This is a genomic window from Streptomyces sp. GESEQ-35 (assembly GCF_017948485.1).
Lineage (GTDB): Bacteria > Actinomycetota > Actinomycetes > Streptomycetales > Streptomycetaceae > Streptomyces.
In genome coordinates this window covers 182,010-205,036 of the sequence record NZ_JAFFSX010000017.1, presented here as the reverse complement: position 1 = coordinate 205,036, position 23,027 = coordinate 182,010, and the positions used below count along the sequence as shown (strand labels likewise).

The window sequence follows — 23,027 nt, the reverse complement described above, 5'->3', positions numbered from 1 at the left end:
CGGCCAGGAGCCGACGCCCTTGGAGGCGACCGTGGAAGGAATTCGATGAGCAGCCAGATAACCGCGGTGCGCCGCATGATCGAGGCCTACAACACCGGTGACACCGGGGACGTCGCGGAATACATTCACCCGGATTATCTGAACCCGGCGACGATGGAACACATGGACCTGCGCGGCCCGGATTCCTTCGCGATGGCCGTCAAGTGGCTGCGTATGACGTTCTCCGAGGAGGCCCACCTGGAGGAGGTGCTGCTGGAGGAGCGCGGCGACTGGGTGCGCGCCAACCTCGTCCTGTACGGCCGTCACATCGGGGACCTGGTCGGCATGGCACCGACCGGCCGCAGGTTCTCCGGTGAGCAGATCCACCTCATCCGCTTCGTCGACGGCAAGATCCGTGACCACCGGGACTGGCCGGACTACCAGGGCACCTACCGTCAGCTCGGCTCGCCGTGGCCGGAGCCGCAGGGCTGGAGGGCCTGACCATGATCCTCGTCACCGGAGCGACGGGCAAGGTCGGCCGTGAGGCCGTCGGCCAACTCACCGCACTGGACCGCAAGGTGCGGGCGCTCAGCCGCACGCCCGAGGAGGCCGGCCTCCCCGAGGGCGTCGACGTCGTGGCCGGCAGCCCCGCCGACCCCGCCTCCCTGGCCGCCGCGTTCACGGGCGTCACCGCGGCGCTGGTGGTGCTCTCCGGCGATGTGGCGGGGGAGGCCCGCAACATCGCCGAGGCCGCCCGGGCCGCCGATGTCGAGCACCTCGTGTTCCTGTCCTCGGCGAGCGTGCTGCACCCGCTGCCGCACGGCATCGCAGAGGAACACCGGGCGGCGGAGCGGGAGATCACCGCTTCCGGCGCCGCCACCACGTTCCTGCGCCCCGGCCCCTTCCACGCCAACACCTCGTGGTGGACCAAGACGGTCCAGGAGAGTTCCTCGGTGCGCTGCTGGATCGGCAACAACCCCGGTGCGCCGATCGACGAGTACGACATCGCCTCCGCCGCCGTCGCCGCGCTCACCCAGGACGGCCACCGTGGCAAGGCGTACGTCCTGACCGGCGGCGAGGTCCTCACCTCCGAGGAGCAGGCCCGCATCCTGGGCGACGTCCTGGGCCGGTCCTTGAGCTTCTCCGTCGCCTCCCAGGAGGAGGTCGTGGAGGTCTTCGCCGGTATCACCGGCGACCGGGCGGCGGCGGAGACCAACGTGGCCGCGCTGCACAGCCCCGAGGTCCCGTGGGCCACGTCCACGACGGCCGTGCGGGACCTGACCGGCCGTGACCCCCGTCCCTACCGTGCCTGGGCCGTGGCCAACGCCGCGCTGTTCGGCTGACGAGAGCTCAGAGAGGCGTACGACATGACGACGACCGAGGCGAACGGCACGATCCTGGTCACCGGGGCCACCGGCCTCCAGGGCGGTGCCACCGCGCGCGAACTGGTGCGGCGCGGCCGGGACACGGCGGCCCTGGTGCGCAACCCGGACTCCGACGCGGCCCGCGCGCTCGCCGGACTCGGCGTGCGGCTGGTCACCGGCGACCTGGACGACGAGGCCTCGCTGCGTGCGGCCATGGAGGGCGTGCACGGAGTCTTCTCCGTGCAGACCTTCATGACGCCGAAGGGCCTGGGCGGCGAGGTCCGGCAGGGCCGTGCGGTGGCCCGGGCGGCGAAGGCCGCCGGTGTCGCGCACGTGGTGTACAGCTCGGTGGGCGGGGCCGAACGGCACAGCGGCGTCCCGCACTTCGACTCCAAGCGGCACATCGAGCGGTACCTGGAGGAGCTGGGCGTTCCCGCGACGGTGCTGCGTCCGTCGTTCTTCATGGACAACTTCGCCGCGCACGGCCCGCAGAACGTCGACGGCACACTGGTGGTGCAGCTGGCGCTGAAGCCGGACACGCGGGTGCAGTTCATCGCCGTGGACGACATCGGGTACTTCGCCGCGCAGGCCTTCGACCACCCGGAGGAGTATCTCGGCCGGGCGGTCGAGCTGGCGGGCGACGAAGTGACGGCCACCGAGGTCGCCGAGGCGTTCGCGGCCCGCAGTGGACTGCCGGCCCGCTTCGAGGAACTGCCGCTCGACGCGGTCGCGGCCAACCCGTACATCCCCAACGCCCCTGAGATCGCCCTCATGTTCGAGTGGTTCCAGGAGCACGGGTACCGCGCGGACATCCCCGCACTGCGTGCGGAGCACCCGGGGCTGCACACCTTCGCTACGTACCTGAAGGGCATCGACGTCTGACCGCACGAGAACGAGCACGAGTGAGGGGCGCGACCGCCGCACGGCGGTCGCGCCCCTCACCTCGTTGCGGGTCAGGCGCGGCAGTCCGGCAGCCTGCCGTGATACTCCGTCATCTCCTGGAACAGGGCCGGGATGTCCAGCCGCTGTCCGGGTGCGGCCCCGTGCTCCTCCGCGTAGGCCCGGTGCAGGTTCGGCACCAGCCGTTCGGCGTCCAGGAGTTCCGCGAACGGGCCGGGGCCGGTGGCCCGGGCCAGCTGAAGCGGGCTCGCCCCGTCCGCGACGCCCTTGCGGGCCAGATCCCGCAGCCAGCGGAAGTAGGCCTCGTTGGCGTCGATCACCTCGGGGCCGCCGACCGGTCCGTGGCCGGGCACGACCACCAGCGGATCCAGGCCGCGCATACGGTCCAGGGCGTCCAGGGAGCCGCTGACCGAGCCCATCACGCAGAACGGTGTGACACCGGACATCACCACGTCGCCGGTGAACAGCACCCGCTGCTCGGGCAGCCACACCGCGGTGTCGTTGGTGGTGTGCGCGGCCGGCCCGAGATGCAGCAGCTCCACCCGCACCCCGCCCGTGTGCAGGCTGAGCGCGTCGCGGTAGGTGATCTCGGGCAGCGCGAGTTCGATGTCGCCCCAGCACACGTCCGGCCACAGGGACGTCAGATGCAGGCCCGCCGCCGCCATGTCGGAGCGGGTCCGCTCGTGCGCGACGACCACGGCCTCCGGGAAGAGGTGGTTGCCGAAGGTGTGGTCGCCGTGGAAGTGCGTGTTGACCAGGGTGCGCGGCGGGGTGCCCGTATGCCGCAGCACCTCCTCGCGCAGCCGGCGCGCCCGGGCCTCGGTCGCCGCGGTGTCGACGAGCACACCGCCGCCCCCGTCGCCGACGACCAGGCCCGCGTTGCTCAGACACCAGCCGCCGTCGGGCTGCACGAAGGCGTACACCCCGTCGGCGACCTCGGTCAGCGCGGCCTCGGTCAGCGCGGCCTCGGTCAGCGCGGTCTCGAGCAGGCCGGCGCTCACATCACGTCCGCGGCGACGAAGTCCAGCTCCTTGAGCATCGGCAGGTAGTTGAAGACGTCGTAGTGCTCGATGATCCGGCCGGCGTCGTCGAAGCGCAGCTCCTCCAGCATGAACCAGGTGACCTTCTTCCCGGTCGGGGCCTTGCCCATGAACTCGCCCAGGTGGGTCGCCGTCACGGTGATCCGCAGGATGACCCGGTCGCCCTCCGAGACGGCGCTTTTGACGTCCAGGTGGAGGTCGGGGAAGGCGGCGAGGCCGCCCTGCATCGCGCCGATCATCTGCTGGGTGTCGACCTGACGGTCCTCGGAGAAGTGCCGGATGTCCGGGGACCAGTGCTTCATGATGCCGTCCAGTTCCCAGCGGTTCCAGGCGGCGGCACAGTCCAGCGCGATCTGCTTGTTGCGCTGCTGGACGGACTGCTCGGTCAGCGTCGTGGACATGGTGAATTCCTTTGTGTGATCGAAAGAGTCGGCGGCGCGCGGGTCAGGGAAGGAGGACGTGCTTGCCGACGGAGCGACCCTCCAGCAGCTGCCGCAGCGCGTCGGCGGCCCCGTCCAACTGGTGGCGGCCCGCGATCTCCGGCTTCAGCACACCCTCGGCGAGCAGTCCGTACAGGGCGTCCAGGGCGGCGTTGAAGTCCGGGCCCGGCTTGACGTAGTACATCGTCATCCGGCGTCCGCCGGTCAGCCCCAGCAGCCGGGCCAGGAAGCGGCGGGCGGTGCGCAGCAGCGCCGGGACGTGCGGGCGGAACCACTGCCCCGGCCGGTATCCGGCGACGGAGGAGTCGAACGACACCAGCGTGCCGCCCCTGGCGAGCATCGCCCAGCTGTCGTCCAGGCCCCGGCCGCCGATGTGGTCGAAGACCGCCTGCACGCCCCCGGGCGCCAGCCCGCGTACCGCCGACGGCAGGTCGGGGGTGCGGTAGTCGAGGGGCTCGGCGCCCAGCGCCCGGACGGTCTCGTGCTTGGCCGGGGACGCGGTGCCGATGACGCGCAGCCCGCGGTGGACGGCGAGCCGGGCGAGCACCGTGCCCACGCCGCCGCTCGCCCCGTGCACCAGCACGGTGTCGCCGGGCGCCAGGCCGGTCAGCCGGTCCAGCATCTGATAGGCGGTCACCCCGTTGGCGACCAGCGCGACGGCCTCGGCGGCGTCCAGGTCCTCGGGCACCGGGGCGAGGTGCTTGGCCGGCGTCTCCACGTACTCCTGCCAGGCGCCGTAGCGGGGCATGGCGGCGACCCGGTCGCCCACCCGCCAGGCGGTGACGCCCTCGCCGACCTCCGTGATCCGTCCCACCAGGTCGTAGCCCGGCACGAAGGGGAAGCGCGGCGGGAAGGGGTGCAGATGCTGGAGCATCTGGACCTCGGCGAACGACACGCCCGCCGCCTCGACCCGCACCACGACCTTGCCGCGGCCCGCGGCCGGGACCGTCTCGTGGCCGGTGACGAGCTGCTGCTCGGGCTCGCCGCTGCCCGTCATCGTGACCCGCGTACCCGTGAGCGCGGCGGTGGCGTCGACGCTCATACGGCGGCCCCCTCGGGCACGGACGCGAAGTCGCCGGCGTGGTCGGCGGCCCACCGGGCGAAGGTCCGGGCGGGTACGCCGGTGACGCGCTCCACGGTGTCCAGGACCGCGGGCGGGTTGACGACGGCGTCGGCCAGATAGCCGAGGACCATCTCCACCACCGGCGCGGGCATGGCCTGCCCCATCTGCTCGCGGGCCTCGTCGGGAGTGATCTCCACGAACGGGATCTCCCGCCCCAGCGCCCCGGCGATCGCCCGCACCTGGTCGGCCTGGGTGATCGCCTCGGGGCCGGTGAGGACGTACGCACGGCCCGTGTGCCCGTCCTGAAGCAGCGCGGTCGCCGCGACGGCCGCGACGTCCGCCTCGTGGATCAGCACGCGCGGGGCGTTGCCGTACGGGGCACGCACCACGCCCTCGGCGCGGATCGAGTGGCCCCACTTCCACAGGACGTTGGTGGCGAACTCGTCGGGCCGTACGAAGGTCCAGTCGAGGCCGGACTCCTCCACGGCACGTTCCACGGCACGGTGGTGCTCGCCGCTGTGGTTGTCGCCGGACTCGTCCAGGACGGAGGAGGACGAGAGCACGACGATACGGCGCACCCCGGCCTCCTTCGCTGCCGCGACGACCTCACGGGCGGTCTCCGGCACCGGGAAGAGATAGAGCCGCTCCACCCCGTGCAGCGCCGCGCGCAGCGTGTCGGGGCTGGTGAGGTCGCCCTCGCGGACGTCGACGCCCGCCGGCAGGCCGGCGGTGGCCGGGTTCCTCGTCAGCGCCCGCACCGGGACGCTCGCGGTCACGAGCCGCTCGACCACATGCCGGCCGACCGATCCTGTTGCACCTGTCACCAGAACTGTCACGCCTGCTCCACGAGTTCGTCGGTCATCCAAGTCGTGCTCAGCGTCCGGCGGGCCGCTGGAGGATGCCCGGAGAGCCGGTCGACCGGTCTCCACCAGGCCTCAAGCAGCGGAAGGAACCATCGGATCCGCTGTCGACACCCCCACAGGACGAAGGCGAGGCTGCGTTTTGTCCGCTCCCCAGAGCGCCGTCAGGAACCAGAACACCGCGAACGAGAACACCGCGAACCGGAAGACCGCGAAGAAGAAGAGGTTCGAACTCAGCCGCCGGGCCCGCAGGTTGACGCTCGCGATCCATGTCGTCACGTCCGTCGGCTGGGTCGGGCTGTCGCTATCCATGGCCGTCCTGGCCGTCATGGGGTTCACCACCGAGGACGCGGCGATCGCCAAGGGCGTCTTCTACGCGATGTACGTCTTCGACGACACCAGCGTCACGGTGTTCAGCGTCACCGCCGCGATCTCCGGCATCCTGCTGTCCTGCGGCACGGCCTGGGGCCTGCTGCTGCACTGGTGGATCATCGCCAAGTGGGTGATCACCCTCTTCATGACGATCTTCGCCTGGTTCGTCATCCACCCGATCGTCATCGAGGCCACCGAGAACACCGCCGAGGCGGGCGGCGTCCCGCCGCGGCCCGGCTGGCCCGCCGACTTCCTGGTGTGGAGCGTGCCGTTGCTGTTCGCCCTGCTCACGGCTGCGGCCGTGATCTCCGTGTACAAGCCGTGGGGCCGCACGGCCCGCGGCCGCCGTGTCACTGGCCGTGCCCGGCGCGCCTGAACCACTCCGAGCGTGTCCGCTCCGCTGGATAGGCGGTTCGTTGGCCGCGGGCCGGTGGGGGCTGGTCGCGCCCACGCGGCGGAGCCGCAAATCAATGCAGCCCCGCGCCCCTTCGGGGGCGCTGCCCCCGGTCTCGCCCACGCCGGTTCGTTTTCCGCGGGCCGGTGGGGGCTGGTCGCGCAGTTCCCCGCGCCCCTTTGGGGCGCTGCCCCCCCCGGGTCGTGGCGGAGCCGCATATCAGTGCAGTCCCGCGCCCCTTCGGGGGCGCTGCCGACTTCACCTCGACCTGGCCCGTGCCGTGTCCAGGGCCGTGCACCACTGCGTCGGGTGCGTTGCGCGCAGTAGGCCGGTGCCGATGAGCAGGCCGTTGAAGCCTGCGTCGAGCAGTCGGGCCGCGTCGGTGGGGTCGGTGATGCCGCTTGCGCTGACGGTGCAGCGGGGGGCGGTGTTCAGCACGGCGGGGAGCAGGGCGGCGCTGCGGTCGAGGTTGCCGGGGAGCCGCTCGCGGGTGGCGATGTCCTTGTTGTTGACGGCGATCACGCACGCGGACGGCCGGGGCACCGCGGCCACCTCGGCCGCGTCGGCGACCTCGACGAACGGGGTCAGGCCCAGGTCGAGCGCATGGTCCACCAGCCTTGCCAGGACGTCGGCGGGCAGTACCTTCACCGTCAGCAGCACTGCGGAGGCGCCGAGTTCACGGCTGCGCTCCAGCTGGCGGCGTGAGGTGAGGAAGTCCTTGCGCAGCAACGGCAGACCGGTGCACGCGGCGACCTCGCTCAGCAGCTCCTCGCTGCCGCCGAACCAGCGGCCGGTGACCACCGAGACGCACGGCGCCCCTGCCTCCTCGTACCCGGCGACGACCTCGGCGACCGTGCGCGCGCCCATGAGGTCGGTGCCGTCGGCGTCCCGCCGCTTGACCTCCATGATCACCGGACGTGCGGCCGACGTCAGTGCCTGAACGAACGTCATGACGTCCTCCAGGCGCCGGCCACCGCCGCCGCGTTCGCCGGGGCGAGCAGTCCGTCCGCGCCGCGCGCGGCGGAGTCCACGTCGATGCCGAGGAAACGGGGATGGGTGACTGCGTCGGCGAACCGGTCCCGGTTGTCCGCGCTCAATCCGCCCGCCAGGAGGAAGGGACGGGTTATACGGTCGGCCAGAGCGGTCACCGTGGCCTCGTCCAGGCTCTCCGCCGTGCTGCCGATCCGCCCCTCGGCGGTGACCGCGTCCAGCAGGAAACAGTCCGTGCCGGCCCGTTCGTAGGCGCCGATCAGCCCCGCCTCCACACAGGAACCGCCTTGTACGTGCAGCACTTTGACGATGCGTACGCCGTCGGGGACCAGTGTGCGCAGGGCGCGGACCGTTGCGGGCGGCTGGTAGCCGTGCAGCTGGATCCACGACGGGCCGCCGCCGGCCGTCAGCCGGGCCAGGGCCTCGGCGTCGGAGCCGAAGGTGACCAGCACGGCATCGAGCCGGCCCGTGGCCCGCGCCTCGGCGGCCAGCCCGGCCAGCCGCCGTACGGACAGCTCCGCGCGCCCGCCCGGAACCCCGTGCCACAGCCCGACCAGGTCGGCGCCCGCGTCGGCGACGCCCCGCACCTCGGCCGCGGTCGTGGCACCGCAGAACTTGACCAGCACTAGGCGGCCGCCTCGCGTACCAGGGAACCCTCGGCGAAGCGCTCACCCGCCGCGTCGAACAGCCGCGGGTGAGCGGTCCGCAGGTCGCCGATCACCCGCTCATAGGGAAGGTCGTCGAACTCGCCGTGCTCGCGCAGGAACTCCATCTGGCGCCGGCCCTGCACGTCGAAGGGGTGGTGGACGCTGTCGGCGGTGCCGTCGAACTCCAGCGGGGCCATCCGGTACAGCCGGCACAAGGTCTTGTTGAACACCGGGGTCGCCCTCACCCAACGCCCGTCGAGGCGCAGTGCGGTCAGCCCGTGCTGGTGGAACACGTCCCCGCCCAGCAGCTCCTTGAGCCGCTCGGACGCGAGATGGTTGCGTACGTCGGTCAGGACCAGGCGGGCCGGGATGCCGAGGGAACGCAGGGCGGCCGTGTACAGCACCGACTTGTGCAGGCACATCCCGGCGCCGGTGCGCACGACCTGACTGGCACGCAGGCCCTCGCGGGTGAGGTCGGCGCCGTAGACCTCGTAGCGGATGCCGTCCCGTACGGCGTAGTACAGGGCCACCGCCCGCTCGGTGGGGGTGGTGGCGGTCGGCGGCAGGGTCCGGTGGACGAAGGCGTGCACCTCCGGGCTGTGGTGGTCGATGAACTCGGTTGCTGCCAGGGCGGTCATGGTGGTGTGGTCCGCTTTCCTTGGGGGGTCACAGGCCGAGCATCGAGGCGATGCGGTTGCGCTGGATCTCGGACGTGCCGGAGTAGATCGTCCCGGCGACCGAGTTGCGCAGTTCCTTCTCGATGCCGTACTCGGCCATGTAGCCGTTGCCTCCGAAGATCTGCACCGCGGCGAGCGCCGAGGCGACGTTGGCCTCGCTGGTGACGAGCTTGGCGATCGCGATGTCACGGGTGACGTTCTCGCCGGCGGCCAGCTTGGCCGCGGCCGAGTACAGCCAGTGCCGGGCGGTCTCCACCCCGATCTCCATGTCCACGATCTTGTGGGACACGGCCTGGAAGGAGCCGATCGGCTGCCCGAACTGGGTACGGGTACGGGCGTACTCGGCGCAGCGCCCGACCCGGTCGCGCATCTCGCCCGCGTTGATGACGAAGGAGCACAGGATCTCCCAGCGCATCACATGGTCCAGGACGAGGAAGCCGCCGCCCCTGCGGCCGACGATCTGCGTCGCCGGGACCCGGCATTCGTCGAAGTACAGCTCGCACAGCGGGGAGGTGCGCAGCCCCATCTTCGCCACCGGCCGCCCCACGGTGAGACCGGGCGTGTCACGGTCGACGAGGAACGCGGTGACGCTCAGCGGGCCGGGGCGGTCGCTGGTGCGGGCGTACACGGTGATCACATCGGCGACCGGGCCGTTGCTGACGAAGGCCTTGCCGCCGGTGAGGACGTAGTCGTCGCCGTCCCGCTCGGCCCGGGTACGCATCGCCAGCGCGTCCGAACCGCTGTCGGGCTCGCTGATCGCATGGGCGCCGATCAGCTCGCCGGAGCACAGCCCGGGCAGATAGCGGGCCTTCAACTCCTCGGAACCGAAACGCTGCAACGGGACGCCGGTGCTGACCAGGTGGCTGCACACGGAGAAGTTCAGCCCCGCGTCACGGCAGCCCAGACCCAGCCCTTCCAGGACGTACATCGTGGTCAGCAGATCCTGGCCGAGCCCGCCCCACCGCTCCTCGAAGGGCAGGCCCAGGATCCCCGTCGCGCGCAGCAGGTCCCACTGCGCGCGCGGGAACGCGGCCTCGGCGTCCCGCTCGACGTGTCCGTCGCTGAGCTTCTCCAGCAGGGGCGCGAGACCCTCGCGCAGCCGTCGCTGGTCCTCGGTCCACGTGATCATCAGTAGTGGGAGAACCCGTCCGAGTCGAGGTGGTGACGCTCGTCGCCGCGCAGCGCCGGCGTGAACATGCACACCAGGCGCAGGTCCTCGTCCGGGCCGGCGATCAGCCAGTGCGCGTCGTGCTGGTCGAGGGCGTAGAGCGTGCCGGGGGCGATGGGATGGGAGTCGCCGCTCATGTCGACGATCTCGCCGCTTCCCGCGATGCAGTAGCAGGCCTCCAGGTGACGGCGGTACTCCAGCCGCGACTTGGTGCCGGCCCGCACGATCGTGTCGGTGACGGTATAGCCGAGGCCGTCCGACTCGGTGAGGAACCGGCGGCTGAGGCCGTTGCCCCAGTCGACGCAGCGGACGCTGTCGATGTTGCGCACGATCATGTGTGGCTTCCTTCCTTCATACGATGGTGAGGTGGCGGACGACCGGGCGGCGCAGCTCCGTGACGAAGGAGGCGAACTCCCGTACGGGGTCGCGCCGTTCGGCCAGGGCCCGCTCGATACGGGCCACGCCGGCGCTGCCGACGACGGCGGCGTCAGCGCCCAGCTCCTCCATGGCGGCGATGTCGGCCCCTGTGCGGACGCCGAATCCGACGGCGACCGGGACGCGGGTCGTGGCGCGCAGTGCGGTGAGGGTCGCGGCGAGCCGGTCGTGGTCCGGGGCGGCGGCGGTGCCGCTGCGGCCGTAGTGGGCGACCAGATAGAGGTAGGCGGAGGCGTGTTCGGCGGCCTCCGCCACGACCGCCGGGGCGGAGACCGCATAACAGGTCGTGACCAGCGGCAGTCCGGCCAGGTGGGCGGCCTCGTAGTGGGCGGCCCGCAGCCTCGGCGGCAGACCGTGCAGCAGCAGGCCGTCGCAGCCGGCGTCGGCGACGGCGTGGGCGAAGTCGCCCAGGTCCCGGTCCTTGACCGTGTGGCTCCAGTCGGCGAGCAGGGCGATCCGCAGCCGGCGCAGGGACGGGCGCACGGCTGCCACCGCGTCCAGGACGGCGTCGAGGGTGATCCCGCGGGACAGCGCACGGTCGGCGCTGCGCCGGATCACGGCGCCGTCGGTGACGGAGTCCGGGAACGGCACGGCCAGTTCGAGACAGTCGATGTCGCTGTCGTCGAGCATCGCGGCGAGCTCGGGCAGGGTCTCCAACGGAGGATCGCCTGCGTTGAGGAACACGGCGATTCCCGGGCGGCCGGGGCGGCGGTGCGCGAAGAACCCGCCGCTGCCTGCGGGGACTTGGGGGTGCGCGCCCTCGGACCCCCGGCCGGCGCTCACGCGCCCCCCGTCTGCTGTCGGCCGACGGGCGCGGCGAGGCTGTCCTGACGGCCCGGACGAGGGGCTGGCCGGGGCGTCGGCTGCGGCCCGGCAGGACGCCGACGACAGGGCCGCCACGCCCGTCACCGCGTCCGGGGCCAGGCCCGCCAGCGGCGGCGGGACGGGCACGTGGCCCGATGCCGGGGTCGTGGGCAGGAGACGCTCAGGCATGGGCTGCCTCCCTCGTCCGCAGGTGGTCGATCAAGGACAGGGCCGCCACGCCCGGTACCGCGTCCGGGGCCAGGCCCGCCAGCGGCGGCGGGACGGGTACGTGGCCCGATGCCGGGGTCGTGGGCAGGAGACGTTCAGGCATGGGCCGGCTCCCGGGTGCGCAGGCGGTCGATCAAGGACAGGGCCGTGCCGTCGTGCACCGTGGCGTGGGCCGCGCGCAGTGCCTCGTGCCAGTCGCCCGTCATCCGGCCCGCTACCGCCAGGGCGGCGGCGTTGAGGCAGACGGTCTGGGTGGCCGCCGGGGTGCCGTGGCCGGCGAGGACCTCCAGGAAGAGGTCCGTGGCTTGCTGTACACCGGCCTCCTCGGGCCGGGTCAGGTCCGCCAGGCTGCCGGAGCCCAGGCCCAGCGCGCCGGGCGACAGGGTGAACTCGTCCTCGGCGCCGTCCTCGTAGGACCGGACCCGGTTGGCGGTGAAGGCGAGGAGTTCGTCGGCGCCGGCGTCGTTGTCGGCCAGCCATACTGTCCGGCCCGTTGCCCGGGAGACATGCCCGGCCGCCTGTCGCAGCCCCGCGAGGCGCTCCGCGGGTTGTGCCGCGATGGGTCGTCTCTCGGCTGCGGGCCCGTTGTGGCTGGTCGCGCAGTTCCCCGCGCCCCTTTGGGGCGCGGCTGAACCGCACCGAATTTCGCCGGACCCGCTTGTCGCCTGCGGCCGGGACACCCCGGTCACCTGCGCGCGCACCGGCATGTCGGCCAGGAAGGGGCCGAGCGTGTTGATGAACGACCCCAGTCGGCGCAGGTCGAGCGGTGCGACGGCCCGGGCGAGCAGCGCGATCTCCGCGGGGTACACGAAGTACCCGGCGAAGGCGACACCGCAGCGCTCCAGGGTGTCCCGGGTCTGCTCGTACGACGTGGTCGGCGCGATGCCGAGCCGCTCCAGCAGGTCGAGCGATCCGCAGGAGCTGGTGTAGGCGCGGGAGCCGGTCTTGACGACCCGCACGCCCATCGCCGCCGCCACGAAGGCGGCCGCCGTGGAGACGTTGAAGGTGCGCGGACCGCCGCCGGTGCCGACGATGTTGACGGCGCCGGCGAACACGTCTGCCGGACGGGCCGGCCGGCGCTCGGCCAGCGAGTCCAGGAACGCCTGAAGCGTGACCCGGTCGGGCATCCTCGTGGACAGCGAGGCGAGCAGGGCCGTGGCCTCGCCCCGGCGCAGGCCTCCGGCGTGCAGCTGGTCCCAGAACGACCGCCACACCGGCAGCTCCACGGGACGGTCCCGGCCGATGAGCGAGACGACGGCCTCATGCATGGCTACGCGGCCCCCGCGTGCTCGCGCGGCGCGTCCGCGAGGAAGGAGGCGATCGCCGCGACGGAGGTGAAGGACTCCGGGTCCAGGTCGACGGCGTCCGTGTTGACGCCGTAGCGGTCCTCCAGCCAGGCGATCACCTTGAGCAGCCCGAGGCTGTCGATGACGCCGTTCGCCATGAGGTCGAGGTCGTCGGCGAGCTCCTCGGCCGGCACGTCCGGCAGGAACTCCTTGACGACGAACTCCTTGACGGCCTGGGCGTACTGCATGTCAGTTCTCCTTGGTGAAGTGGGCCGAAGCGACCCGGTCGCGGTCGACCTTGCCGGTGGAGGTCCTGGGCAGCGGGTCGTCGACGATCCGCAGGCCGGAGGGGACCGCCGCCCGGGGCAGTCGGCGGGCGAGATGCCCGCGCAGCGTCAGGCTGTTGAGCCCCGAGCCCGGTGCCCGCCGGACGACCGCGTGCAGCAGCCGTCCCGCGACCGGGTCGGGCAGGGCCAGGACGGCCGCCTCGGTGACCTCGTCGTGGCCGAGCAGGACGTGCTCCACCTCCTGGGCGTTGACCCGTACTCCGCGCACCTTGACCTGGAAGTCGGTGCGGCCCTGAAGGGTGAGGGAGCCGTCCGGGTGCCGGCGCACCAGGTCGCCGCTGCGGAAGTAGCGGCGACCTGGTGCGCCGCCGCGGGCCGGGTGCGGCACGAACACCCGCGCGGCGGCCGCGGCGCCCAGATAGCCGCGGGTCTGGAACGGGGTGGAGACGAGAAGTTCACCGGTGCCGGGTCCGGCGAGCACCGTGCCCTCGTCGGTGACGACGAGGGCATCGACGCCGGGCAGCGGCCGGCCCAGCGGCAGCGGACCGCCGCCCGCCGCGGCCGCGGCGGGCACCTCGTGGACAAAGCTGTCGTTGGTCTCGGTGCACCCGTAGATGTTGTGCAGCCGGGCGCCGGGCAGCAGCCCGGGCAGCCGGGCGAGCAGCGGCCCGGGGACGGCGTCGCCGGTGAACATGGCGTGCCGTACGGCGGGCAGGACCGTCCCGGCGGCGTCCGCCGCGTCGGCGAGCAGCCGGAAGAACATAGGGACGGCCTGGACGACCCGGACCTGATGCCGGGTCAGCAGGCCGAGCAGACGCGGACCGTCGAGGGCGTGGTCGGGGTCGACGAGGACGACCCGGCCGCCGTGCGCGAGGGTGGTCCACACGTCGAGCAGGCACAGGTCGAAGTTGAGCGGCGCGTAGTTGAGCACCGTCGTGCCCGGCCCGATGCCGAAGGCCTCGGCGGCCCAGCCGGTGAAGGCGTCCACCGCGTCCGCGTCCAGCGGGACGATCTTCGGCGCTCCGGTGGAGCCGGAGGTGGTGAGCAGCAGCGCGGGCCGGCCGGCGGACGGCGCGGGCGGTCGCGGGGCGTCCGTGCCGGGCGGCGGAGGATCGTCGCAGGGCCGCAGTACGTGCCGTACACCTGCCTGCTCGTGCAGCCGGTCGAGGGCGTCGGGTCCGAGTGTGGCGGCGGGCAGCAGGACCGGGCGGCGCTCCAGCAGACAGGCCAGGACGAGCGCGACGGTGCCGGGGGACTTCACGGCCGGTACGGCCACCGGCTCGTCGCCCGGCAGACCCGCCAGGCGGGCCCGTTCCCGTTCCGCCCGGCGCAGCAGCGCGCCGTAGCCGATCTCCTCGTCCCGCCACACCAGGGCCGTCGCGTACGGGGTGAGCTGCGCCTGCGTGAGCACGCCGTCGAGGAGAGCGGAACGGTGTGCCGTGGCGTATCCGGTCAAGATCCCTCCCCCGTTTCCGTGCGCACCTCGCGGTACCTGTGGCTCCCGATCGTGCTGTCGTGGTCTGGAGGATTGATCGAGCCACGGTGCACCTCCAGCACGAAGGGGTCCCGTCACCGGGTGGTGACGGGACCCCTTCGTGCTGCGCGGTCGTTCAGTCGTCGGTCAGGTCCACGAGGACGTCCGACGGGTCGCTGTGCGGAGGTCCGGCCGGCCACCACTCGTCCGCCCGCAGGCGGTACGGGTACCAGCGCCCGTCGCGGCCCAGGCGCAGCTGGATGCCCTGCCCGGCCGGCGTCCAGTGGTTGTCCCGCACCTGGAGCTCCGGCAGTTCGTCCGCCTCCCAGCCCGCCGAGAGCGCCGCTCGCGCCCGCGCGGTCTCCTGGACGGACGGCGACCAGGTCCGCTCCAGCACCTCCAGGCCCGCCGCGCCGCCGGTGCGCCATGCCTCGGCCGCGCGGTCCAGCTCCTCGGGCGGCCTGCCGCAGCTCTCGCGCAGCCGCACCGGCACCCTCGGATCGGGATGGGTGGCGGCGATGCGTACGGTGTCCTGCCACAGGTCGAGCGGCGGCGCGGGCCCGTCGGTCAGGCCCCGGGCGTACCCGAGCAGCGATCTGGCGCGTACGGCCGCGTCGGCGACCAGCTGCTCCAGCGGGTCGGCCTCGATGCCGGTGACCGGCTCCTCGGCGCCGTCCGGCGCGGCGGGCAGCGGCGGCAGCTCCGGCAGCGGCGACGCCTGGCGCGACCAGGCGGCCAGCGGGTCCACACCGGGCAACGGGCCGTCCGGCAGGGCGAGTTCGGCCGGACTCTCCTCGGCTGCGTCAGTGTCGTTGTCGGCGTCGTCGTCGCCCGCCATGGCCCGCAGCAGCAGCTCGGACTTCAGCTCCTCCACCGCCTCGGCGGCGCCCCTGCCCCGCACCAGAAGCAACAGCCACGGATCCGTGTCCAGGAGCCACGACACCTGGTAGCACAGGGCCGTGGCATGCGGGCACGGATGGTCCAGGGCGTCGCAGTCGCAGTCCGCGTCCAGGTCCCCGTACCCGGGCAACAGCCGCACCCGGGCGTCCTCCACCGCCTCCAGGAGGTCCTCCGGCAGCTCACCCGCCAGCAGCGCCTCCGTCTCCTGAGGCCGGTCGGCGGTCTTCTCCCACAGCAGCTCCCACTCCTGGTCGTCCAGCTCCCGCAGAGTGACCACCGTCGTGTGGGCTTCCTCGCCGCCGTACACCTCCGCCGAGATCCGCCCCGGGCTGACGGTGACCGGACCGATCCGCCCGGTGCGGGCGAAGGCCCGGCCCTGCTTCAGCGGCTCCTCCTCCGGCCAGGTGTCCTCGACGGCCTCGGTCCAGGCCTTGGCCCAGAACGACTGGCCGCGGGCACGGCCGCCCTTGCGTGCGGCGAACGCGGGAAAGCCCCGGGCACCGCTGTCCTTGCCCCCGGCCATCACACGCTCCTCAGCTCGACCAGGTTGGCCAGTTCGTCGTTGGTCAGCTCCGTCAGCGCCTGCTCGCCGGCGCCGAGAACCGAGTCCGCCAGCTCCTTCTTCGACTCCAGCAGCGCGGCGATACGGTCCTCGACGGTGCCCTCGGCGATCAGCCGGTGCACCTGCACGGCCCTGGTCTGGCCGATCCGGTACGCGCGGTCCGTGGCCTGGGCCTCCACCGCCGGGTTCCACCAGCGGTCGTAGTGCACGACATGCTCGGCCCGGGTCAGGTTCAGGCCGGTGCCCGCCGCCTTCAGCGACAGCAGGAAGACGGGCACCTCCCCGTCCTGGAAGCGCTGGACGAGCTCCTCGCGCTTGGGCACGGGCGTACCGCCGTGCAGGAGCTGGGCGGGCACGCCGCGCTCGCGCAGATGCCGCTGAAGCAGCCGGGCCATGGCGACGTACTGCGTGAACACGAGCACGGCGCCGTCCTCGGCGATGATCGTGTCGAGCAGCTCGTCGAGCAGCTCCAGCTTCCCCGAACGCCCCGTCAGCGCCGTGTCCTCCTCCTTGAGGAACTGGGCCGGGTGGTTGCAGATCTGCTTCAGGCCGGTGAGCAGCTTCAGGACCAGACCGCTGCGGGCGATCCCCTCACTGCCGCGGATCTGCCCCAGCACCTCCGCCACCCGCCCGCGGTACAGCGCCGACTGCTCGGCGGTCAGCGCGACCGGCCGGTCCGTCTCGGTCTTGGGCGGCAGCTCCGGCGCGATGCCCGGATCGGACTTGCGGCGGCGCAGCAGGAACGGGCGTACCAGGCCGGCCAGCCGCGCGGCCGTGGGCCGCTCTCGCGTGCCCTCGGTGCGCTCCGCCTCGATCGGTGCCATCCAGCGCCGGCGGAACTCGCCGTATCCGCCCAGCAGTCCGGGCGTCGTCCAGTCCAGCACCGCCCACAGCTCGGACAGGCTGTTCTCGACGGGGGTGCCGGTGAGCGCGATCTTCGCGTCGGCGGGGATCAGCCGCAGCGCCTTCGCGGTGCTGGAGTGCGGGTTCTTGACGTGCTGGGCCTCGTCGGCGACGACCATGCTCCACCGGTGCCCGGCCAGCCGGTCGGCGTCGAGGCGCATCGTGCCGTACGTCGTCAGGACGAACCCCTCGTCGGCGCCGTCCAGGGTGCGGCCCGGACCGTGGTAGCGGCGTACCGCCGTACCGGGCGCGAACCGGCCCACCTCGCGCTGCCAGTTGCCCAGCAGCGAGGCCGGGCAGACCACCAGGGTCGGGCCGCTGGAGTCCTCGTGCCCCTGGCGCAGCAGATGCAGCGCGATCAGCTGGATCGTCTTGCCCAGGCCCATGTCGTCGGCGAGACAGCCGCCCAGCCCCAGCGAGGTCATCCGCTCCAGCCAGCGCAGGCCGCGCAGCTGGTAGTCGCGCAGGGTGGCGGCGAGCGCCTCGGGCTGCCGTACGGGCTCGGAGCCGCCGTCCGGATCGGTGATGTGGGCCCGCAGCGCCAGCAGCCACGGCGTGGGCGCCACCGGCACCTGCTCCTTGCCGGCGCGCGCGTACCCGGTCAGGGCGACGGCGAGCGCCTCGATCGCGGAGAGCGAGCCCACCTCCCGCTCGCGTGCCTTGCGGGCCAGGCCGGCACCGGTCAGGATCCAGCCACCCCGCAGTCGTACGACAGGGCGGCCGGTGGCGACCTCGTCCGTCTCCTCGTCCGTCAACGGGTCGCCGTCGAGGTCGAGTTGCCAGCGCAGGCCGACGGTGCCGTCGCCGCCGAAGAAGGACCGCAGGTCGGCCGGCGGCGGAAGGTCGGCGCCGACCACGGCACGGGCGGTCAGCGAGCGGCCGGTCTCCCCGGGCCACAGCACGTCGATGCCGTGGGCGCGCAGCCGGCCGGCTCCGCCGCCCAGCAGGTCGGTCACGTCCCGGTCGGACAGGTCCATGGCACGCGGCACGGGCAACAGCCGCTCCAGCGGCTCCCACACGCCCGCGGCACGGCGTACGGCCAGCACGGTGTCGGCCTGGGCACGGTGGCCGAGGGCGTGGTCGACGCTGGCGAAGAGCTCCTCCGCGTCGAGGGCGAGAGTGGGGTCGGCGAGGCTGTGGGCGCGGGGGACCAGGCGCAGGGCGGGAGGGGCTTCGGTACCGGTGTCCGTGAGCTCCACCCGCAGGGACACCCGTACCCCCGAGTCCAGCCCCGCCGAGATCTCCTCGGCCCAGGCCCGCAGTTGGGGCACGTGCTGGGGCTCGACGGCGGCGAAGGCGGCCCGGCCGGTGGCCGCGTGGGCCGCCGGGGTACGCGGCAGCGTGTCGGCGACGGCATCCAGGAACGCCCGTACCAGGCCTTCCGGTTCGGCCATCCGCACCGCACCACCGGTGCCCGGCAGGGCGGCGGCGTACGCCTCGGGCGGCGCGGCGCCGGCCAGCGCGCGCAACCGTCGTACGTCGTCCAGGTCCAGCGGGCCGGTCCGCCAGGCGTCGTAGCCGCCCGGCGAGACGCCCGGCAACAGCCGCTCCCGGGCCGCGAGGTGCAGGGCGATCGCGGTCGCGCCGCCCCAGAACGCGGCGGCCGGATGGGCCCCCGCCCCCGGCCGGGCCGCCTCGGCCAGCACCGGCAGGGCGTCCGCGACGGACAGCCGCACGGCCGCCACGGTGCGGGTGACGGGGATGCCGCCCTCGACGGTGACGACGTCCACGGCATCACTCGTGTCTTGGGTCACCGGACCCGGCGGATCCCAGAACACCACGGTGCCGGCCCGAGGCGGGTCGGCAGCCTCGAAGAGCACCGCGCACCGCGTGAGGTCGTCGGCCCGAACGCCCGTCATCACTGCCATGTTCCTCTGGGTTCCCCTTCGTTCGAGGTGGCCGGTGTCAGCTGCCGAGCCGCTGGTAGCGTCGCACGGAGAGCGGGAAGAAAACGGCAAAAATGATCACCGGCCACACCACGGCCATGACAATGGCCTGATCCGTCGCCCAGGTCCCGGTGTCCCAGCCGGGGTTGCCGAACAGCCGCCGTACGGCCGTCACCGTCGCCGACAGCGGATTCCACTCGGAGACCGCGGCGAGCCAGCCCGGCATGGTGTCCGGCGAGACGAAGGCGTTCGACAGGAACCCGAGCGGCCACACCAGTGTCTGTACGGCGGTGACGGCGGCCGGGTCCGTGAAGACCAGCCCCAGGTAGATGCCCACCCACAGCAGGGCGAAGCGCAGCAGCAGGAGCAGGCCGACGGCGGCCAGCGCCCGGCCGAACCCGTCGTTCGCGCGCCAGCCGACGGCCAGCCCGCACAGGACCATCACGGTCAGCCCGAGGACCGAGTTGAGCATGTCGGCGATGCTGCGCCCGGTCACCACCGCCGCGGCGGACGTGGGCATCGACCGGAACCGGTCGGTGACCCCCTTGGCGGCGTCGCTGATCACGGCCAGCATCGTCACCTCGATGCCGAAGACCATCGTCATGGCGAACATGCCCGGCACCAGGAACTCGCGGTAGCTGCCCCCGCCGGGAACCTGCATCGCCCCGCCGAACAGGTACCCGAACATCAGCACCATCATGATCGGGAAGAGCAGGCCGATGACGACGGGGGCGGGGTTGCGGGCCCAGTGGGCAAGCGAACGGCCGGTCAGCACCCAGGAGTCGGACAGGGCCCAGCGGACGCCCCCCGTACCGGCTTCGGACTGCGGGACTGCGGTGGTCACACCGTCACCTCTTCCTTCTTCTCTTCCTTCTCGGTCCTGTCCGTGCCGGTGAGGTGCAGGAAGACCTCGTCCAGGGTGGGGCGGCGCAGGGCGATGTCCTCGGCCACGACGCCCGCCTCGCCGAGCGCGCGCACGATCTCGGACAGCGCGGCGACCCGGTCCCGGACCGGGGCACCCACGCGCCGGTTCTCGGTGTCCGTGTCCGGCTCCTGACCCGTGATCCGGGTCAACACGCCCGCCGCGGCGGCGAGTTCACCGCTGTGGCGGACCGTGACGTCGATCCGGTCGCCGCCGATCTGCGACTTCAGCTCGTCGGGGGTGCCCTCGGCGATCAGCCGCCCGCCCGCGCCGCCGGGGGAGGCGATCACCGAGATCCGGTCGGCGAGCTGGTCCGCCTCGTCCAGGTACTGCGTGGTCAGCAGGACCGTGGTGCCGTCCTCGACCAGCGAACGCACCGCGGCCCACACCTCGTTGCGGCTGCGCGGGTCAAGGCCCGTCGTCGGCTCGTCGAGGAACAGCACCCGCGGCGCAAGAATCAGACTGGCCGCGAGGTCCAGCCGCCGTCGCATACCGCCCGAGTAGTCCTTGACCTGCTTCGACCCCGTGTCGGCGAGCCCGAACTGCTCCAGCAGCGCGTCCGCGCGCACACCGGCCGCGCGTTTGCCCAGGTGGTACAGCCGGCCGAACATCACCAGGTTCTGGCGGCCGCTGAGCACCTCGTCGACCGCGGCGGACTGGCCGAGCAGCCCGATCCGCGCCCGCACCTTCGCGCTGTCGCGGACCACATCGAAACCGGCCACCTCGGCGCGGCCCTCGTCCAGCCGGGCCAGCGTGGACAGGATGCGGACCGCGGTCGTCTTGCCGGCTCCGTTGTGGCCGAGCAGCCCGTGCACCGTGCCCTCGGGCACCCGCAGCCCGAACCCGCTCAGGGCCGGGGCGTCGCCGTACCGCTTGCACACGTTCTCGGCGAGGATCGCGTACTCGGATCCCGTCGATGGCCTAGCCATGGGTGTCCCTTCCGGTAGGTCGGCGGCAGTCCGAGCAGTGTCGACGCCGCCGCTCGGTCCTCCTTCGAGTCCGGCTCGAGCCGCGCGCGCAAGCGTGCGTGTGTACGTCTACGTCAGCCCGTTGCACCGGCCCGGAGGAACACGTGGTCACCTTCATCAACCGGTTCACGGTCACCGGTCCGGCCGAGGAGTTCGAGCGGCTCTTCGACGACACCTCGGCCTTCTTCCGTGACCGCCCCGGATTCCTGCGCCACCGGCTGCTGCGCCACACGCAGCAGCCCGGCGCGTACGTCAACATCGCCGAATGGACGGACGCCGAGGCCTTTCAGGCGGCGGTCACCCACCCGGACTTCGCCCCGCACGCGGCGGCGTTGCGGGCGCTGAGCACCAGTGACCCGAACCTGTACGCGCCGGTGCTGGAGCGGGAGGCGACCACGAGTCGCTGAGCCGCGATGGGTCGTCGATCGTCTGCGGGCGCGTCGTGGCTGGTCGCGCCCACGCGGCGGAGCCGCACATTGATACAGCCCCGCGCCCCTTTGGGGCGCGGCTGTCCCCGTATGACTCAGCGGGCCGCTCGTACGGACAGCGGGTGGTGGAACACGCCCCGTGGGTCCCACTTCGACTTGACCGCCTGTAGGCGGCGGTAGTTGTCGCCGAAGTACAGCCGGTGCCAGGGGACGCCGGAGGTGTTCCACTTCGGGTCGGCCATGTCGATGTCGGGGAAGTTGATGAAGCAGCCGTCGTTGCGGCCGTTCGGGGCCGGTACGCCGCCCGTGTCGCGGTAGACGCCCGCGTAGAGGCGCCGCAGCCAGTCCACGTTCGCCGCGTCCTGGGCCGGGTCCTGCCAGGTGTTCATGAACAGGGCCTTCATCACCGAGTCGCGCTGGGCCGAAGCCGTCTCCGCCGGGGCGACGGTGTTGACCCTGCCTCCGTAGGACTGGATGGACACCGAGCTGGATTCGTTGGTGTGGTCCGTGCTGCCGAGGCGGTCGTACAGGACGTCGATCTGGGCGCCCGTGAACGCCCTGCGCAGATATGCCGACTTGATCTTCTGACGGCCCGTCTCCGCGTCCTGCGCCGTCGCCAGCGCTTCCACCGAGGCCAGCCACGGCAGCGTCTCCGGTGGTGCGACGTACGCCTCCACGCCCACTCCGGCGCTGATCGCGGCTATGTGGTCGTCCAGCAGTTTCTGCGCGTCGGGCAGCGTCGCGTCCAGGTGGGTGAAGGCGATCGCGCTCAGGCCCTGGTCGTTCTGGCCCTGGTGACCCAGCAGGACGAGGCCGCTGAACAGGCCCGTGTACGGCGAGCGGGGGCCGCTGTTGCGCTCGTGCCAGCGGCCGTGGTTGCCCACCAGCGTGCGGAACGCGCTCCTGGTCATGCCCTCGCGCGGGAACATCACGTTGGAGGTGAGCACGCTGCCGTGCGGGCGCGGCAGCGCGGCCCTGGGGTCGGTGCCCCTGGCCGAGGGCGAGCGGAACCAGTAGCGGGTGACGACACCGAAGTTGCCGCCGCCCGCCCCCGTGTGGGCCCACCACAGTTCCCGGTTCGGGTCGTGTGCCTCCCGCGTGGCGACCACCGCGCGGACCCGGCCGGCGGCGTCCACGACGACCACCTCCACGGCCAGCAGGTGGTCGCTGGAGATGCCGTCCCGGCGGGACAGGGCGCCGTAACCGCCGCCCTGCACATGCCCGCCGAAGGCGACCGTCGCGCTGGCGCCGCCCGGTACGGTCACACCCCAGCCGTAGTAGAGGGCCCGGTACACGTCCATGAGGCGGGCGCCCGCCCCGATCTCGAACGCGCCGCGCTCCGCGTCCCAGCGGACGGTGTCCATCGCGCCCAGGTCGATGACCCGGCGGACCGAGGCCTCGCCCACGAAGTTCTCGTAGCAGTGGCCGCCGCTGCGCACCGCGATGCGCTTGCCGTCACGTACGGCCTCACGCACCGCCCGCACCACCTGCTCGGTGGTCGTCGCCAGCACGAAGGACTCGGGGCGGGCGGAGAACCGCTTGTTGCTGCCGCGCCGGGCGAGGTCCTCGTAGCGCGGGTCCGCCGGGTCGACCACGACGGGCTCGGACCCGGCCGTGGTGGCGGCCGGGCTCGCGGCGGCCGGATTCGCCGAGATGCCGGCCGCGGCGGTCGCGGCGATCGTTCCCGCCACGAAACTTCTGCGGTTGGGAGCAGTCATCTCACGCACCCGCTCAGACGCCGGCGCGCTCGGACAGCGCCCGGTTGATCAGCTCCAGGTACGCGCGCGGGGTCTCGGCCTCGTCCACGGCCTCCTCGTCCAGGAGCACCTCGAAGTCCCGCTCTATGCGCCCGGTCGTCTGGAGCACGGCCAGCGAGTCGTAACCGAGCTCGGAGAACGGGACGTCCAGGATGTCGCCGTCCAGGTCCACGCCCTCCTCCTCGCCGGCGCACTCGCGCAACAGGGTCTTCAGATCAGTGAGTTCGAGCCGGTTCACGGATACCTCTTCCTTCGTGTTCCTTCGTGTTCCTTCGTGTTCCTTCGGTACGTGC

25 protein-coding genes are annotated in these 23,027 nt (G+C 72.6%); 5 read left to right on the top strand and 20 right to left on the bottom strand.

Translation table 11 applies throughout. The annotated features are described in order from the left end of the window. Nucleotides 1-45: 45 nt before the first annotated feature. The 3 genes from KCH87_RS29470 to KCH87_RS29460 are packed head-to-tail and all read left to right on the top strand — an operon-like array spanning nucleotide 46 to nucleotide 2,225. Nucleotides 46-480 (top strand): ester cyclase, encoded by a 435-nt coding sequence (locus KCH87_RS29470; protein ID WP_210589320.1) that lies wholly within the window; start codon nucleotides 46-48, stop codon nucleotides 478-480. Next, on the top strand, nucleotides 450-1,322 hold the full coding sequence (locus KCH87_RS29465; protein ID WP_308298943.1) for an NAD(P)H-binding protein: 873 nt from the start codon (nucleotides 450-452) through the stop codon (nucleotides 1,320-1,322). Before KCH87_RS29470 ends, KCH87_RS29465 begins: the two co-directional genes overlap by 31 nt. Before the next feature lie 24 nt (nucleotides 1,323-1,346). Continuing rightward, the gene (locus tag KCH87_RS29460) at nucleotides 1,347-2,225 is read left to right on the top strand and encodes an NmrA/HSCARG family protein (protein WP_210589319.1); all 879 of its coding nucleotides are present in this window, start codon (nucleotides 1,347-1,349) and stop codon (nucleotides 2,223-2,225) included. 71 nt (nucleotides 2,226-2,296) lie between these two features. Here KCH87_RS29460 and KCH87_RS29455 read toward each other — a convergent pair whose 3' ends face one another. From KCH87_RS29455 to KCH87_RS29440, 4 genes are read right to left on the bottom strand one after another with little or no spacing between them, the layout of a single operon-like run. After that, nucleotides 2,297-3,244, bottom strand: coding sequence for an MBL fold metallo-hydrolase (locus KCH87_RS29455; RefSeq protein WP_308298942.1), 948 nt, complete (start codon nucleotides 3,242-3,244; stop codon nucleotides 2,297-2,299). Then, nucleotides 3,241-3,684 (bottom strand): ester cyclase, encoded by a 444-nt coding sequence (locus tag KCH87_RS29450; protein WP_210589318.1) that lies wholly within the window; start codon nucleotides 3,682-3,684, stop codon nucleotides 3,241-3,243. Before KCH87_RS29450 ends, KCH87_RS29455 begins: the two co-directional genes overlap by 4 nt. Before the next feature lie 43 nt (nucleotides 3,685-3,727). Continuing rightward, nucleotides 3,728-4,765, bottom strand: coding sequence for an alcohol dehydrogenase catalytic domain-containing protein (locus KCH87_RS29445; RefSeq protein ID WP_210589317.1), 1,038 nt, complete (start codon nucleotides 4,763-4,765; stop codon nucleotides 3,728-3,730). Beyond that, on the bottom strand, nucleotides 4,762-5,622 hold the full coding sequence (locus KCH87_RS29440) for an NAD(P)H-binding protein (RefSeq protein WP_210589316.1): 861 nt from the start codon (nucleotides 5,620-5,622) through the stop codon (nucleotides 4,762-4,764). The genes KCH87_RS29445 and KCH87_RS29440 overlap by 4 nt, the downstream gene beginning before the upstream one ends. A 166-nt stretch (nucleotides 5,623-5,788) precedes the next feature. Here KCH87_RS29440 and KCH87_RS29435 point away from each other — a divergent pair, with 166 nt between their 5' ends. Then, entirely contained in the window at nucleotides 5,789-6,394 is a 606-nt protein-coding gene (locus KCH87_RS29435; RefSeq protein ID WP_210589315.1) for a DUF2269 domain-containing protein, read from the top strand. Between the two features lie 276 nt (nucleotides 6,395-6,670). On the opposite strand, the gene KCH87_RS29430 is transcribed toward KCH87_RS29435, so the two are convergent. From KCH87_RS29430 to KCH87_RS29365, 14 genes are all read right to left on the bottom strand, one after another. Beyond that, the gene (locus KCH87_RS29430) at nucleotides 6,671-7,363 is read right to left on the bottom strand and encodes an indole-3-glycerol-phosphate synthase (RefSeq protein WP_210589314.1); all 693 of its coding nucleotides are present in this window, start codon (nucleotides 7,361-7,363) and stop codon (nucleotides 6,671-6,673) included. Next, nucleotides 7,360-8,028 carry an N-(5'-phosphoribosyl)anthranilate isomerase gene (locus tag KCH87_RS29425; RefSeq protein ID WP_210589313.1) on the bottom strand — a complete coding sequence of 223 codons (669 nt, stop codon included), beginning with the start codon at nucleotides 8,026-8,028 and terminating at the stop codon, nucleotides 7,360-7,362. Before KCH87_RS29425 ends, KCH87_RS29430 begins: the two co-directional genes overlap by 4 nt. Then, nucleotides 8,028-8,687 carry a transglutaminase family protein gene (locus KCH87_RS29420; protein ID WP_210589312.1) on the bottom strand — a complete coding sequence of 220 codons (660 nt, stop codon included), beginning with the start codon at nucleotides 8,685-8,687 and terminating at the stop codon, nucleotides 8,028-8,030. The genes KCH87_RS29425 and KCH87_RS29420 overlap by 1 nt, the downstream gene beginning before the upstream one ends. A 28-nt stretch (nucleotides 8,688-8,715) precedes the next feature. Further along, nucleotides 8,716-9,855, bottom strand: a complete 1,140-nt coding sequence (locus tag KCH87_RS29415) for an acyl-CoA dehydrogenase family protein (RefSeq protein WP_210589311.1) — start codon at nucleotides 9,853-9,855, stop codon at nucleotides 8,716-8,718. Next, nucleotides 9,855-10,229 carry an ectoine synthase gene (locus KCH87_RS29410; RefSeq protein ID WP_210589310.1) on the bottom strand — a complete coding sequence of 125 codons (375 nt, stop codon included), beginning with the start codon at nucleotides 10,227-10,229 and terminating at the stop codon, nucleotides 9,855-9,857. The genes KCH87_RS29415 and KCH87_RS29410 overlap by 1 nt, the downstream gene beginning before the upstream one ends. 16 nt (nucleotides 10,230-10,245) lie before the next feature. Then, nucleotides 10,246-11,322, bottom strand: a complete 1,077-nt coding sequence (trpA, locus tag KCH87_RS29405; protein ID WP_210589309.1) for a tryptophan synthase subunit alpha — start codon at nucleotides 11,320-11,322, stop codon at nucleotides 10,246-10,248. Then, complete coding sequence (locus tag KCH87_RS29400) at nucleotides 11,315-11,464, bottom strand: hypothetical protein (RefSeq protein WP_210589308.1); 150 nt, start codon at nucleotides 11,462-11,464, stop codon at nucleotides 11,315-11,317. Before KCH87_RS29400 ends, trpA begins: the two co-directional genes overlap by 8 nt. Then, on the bottom strand, nucleotides 11,457-12,629 hold the full coding sequence (locus KCH87_RS29395) for an anthranilate phosphoribosyltransferase (RefSeq protein WP_210589307.1): 1,173 nt from the start codon (nucleotides 12,627-12,629) through the stop codon (nucleotides 11,457-11,459). Before KCH87_RS29395 ends, KCH87_RS29400 begins: the two co-directional genes overlap by 8 nt. Nucleotides 12,630-12,631: 2 nt before the next feature. Next, nucleotides 12,632-12,895, bottom strand: a complete 264-nt coding sequence (locus KCH87_RS29390; protein ID WP_210589306.1) for an acyl carrier protein — start codon at nucleotides 12,893-12,895, stop codon at nucleotides 12,632-12,634. 1 nt (nucleotide 12,896) lies between these two features. After that, entirely contained in the window at nucleotides 12,897-14,390 is a 1,494-nt protein-coding gene (locus tag KCH87_RS29385) for an AMP-binding protein (RefSeq protein WP_210589305.1), read from the bottom strand. A 154-nt stretch (nucleotides 14,391-14,544) separates the two neighbouring features. Then, on the bottom strand, nucleotides 14,545-15,831 hold the full coding sequence (locus KCH87_RS29380; protein WP_210589304.1) for a hypothetical protein: 1,287 nt from the start codon (nucleotides 15,829-15,831) through the stop codon (nucleotides 14,545-14,547). After that, complete coding sequence (locus KCH87_RS29375; RefSeq protein ID WP_210589303.1) at nucleotides 15,831-18,641, bottom strand: DEAD/DEAH box helicase; 2,811 nt, start codon at nucleotides 18,639-18,641, stop codon at nucleotides 15,831-15,833. The genes KCH87_RS29380 and KCH87_RS29375 overlap by 1 nt, the downstream gene beginning before the upstream one ends. A 37-nt stretch (nucleotides 18,642-18,678) precedes the next feature. Then, the gene (locus tag KCH87_RS29370) at nucleotides 18,679-19,503 is read right to left on the bottom strand and encodes an ABC transporter permease (protein WP_210589302.1); all 825 of its coding nucleotides are present in this window, start codon (nucleotides 19,501-19,503) and stop codon (nucleotides 18,679-18,681) included. Then, the gene (locus KCH87_RS29365; RefSeq protein ID WP_210589301.1) at nucleotides 19,500-20,510 is read right to left on the bottom strand and encodes an ATP-binding cassette domain-containing protein; all 1,011 of its coding nucleotides are present in this window, start codon (nucleotides 20,508-20,510) and stop codon (nucleotides 19,500-19,502) included. Before KCH87_RS29365 ends, KCH87_RS29370 begins: the two co-directional genes overlap by 4 nt. Before the next feature lie 143 nt (nucleotides 20,511-20,653). Between KCH87_RS29365 and KCH87_RS29360 the strand changes: the two genes are divergently transcribed. Continuing rightward, nucleotides 20,654-20,956: an antibiotic biosynthesis monooxygenase family protein gene (locus KCH87_RS29360; protein ID WP_210589300.1), complete on the top strand. Its 303-nt coding sequence runs from the start codon at nucleotides 20,654-20,656 to the stop codon at nucleotides 20,954-20,956. Nucleotides 20,957-21,072: 116 nt separating this feature from the next. On the opposite strand, the gene KCH87_RS29355 is transcribed toward KCH87_RS29360, so the two are convergent. After that, complete coding sequence (locus KCH87_RS29355; protein WP_210589299.1) at nucleotides 21,073-22,695, bottom strand: FAD-binding oxidoreductase; 1,623 nt, start codon at nucleotides 22,693-22,695, stop codon at nucleotides 21,073-21,075. Nucleotides 22,696-22,708: 13 nt separating this feature from the next. Beyond that, nucleotides 22,709-22,972, bottom strand: a complete 264-nt coding sequence (locus KCH87_RS29350) for an acyl carrier protein (protein ID WP_210589298.1) — start codon at nucleotides 22,970-22,972, stop codon at nucleotides 22,709-22,711. Nucleotides 22,973-23,027: the final 55 nt, after the last annotated feature.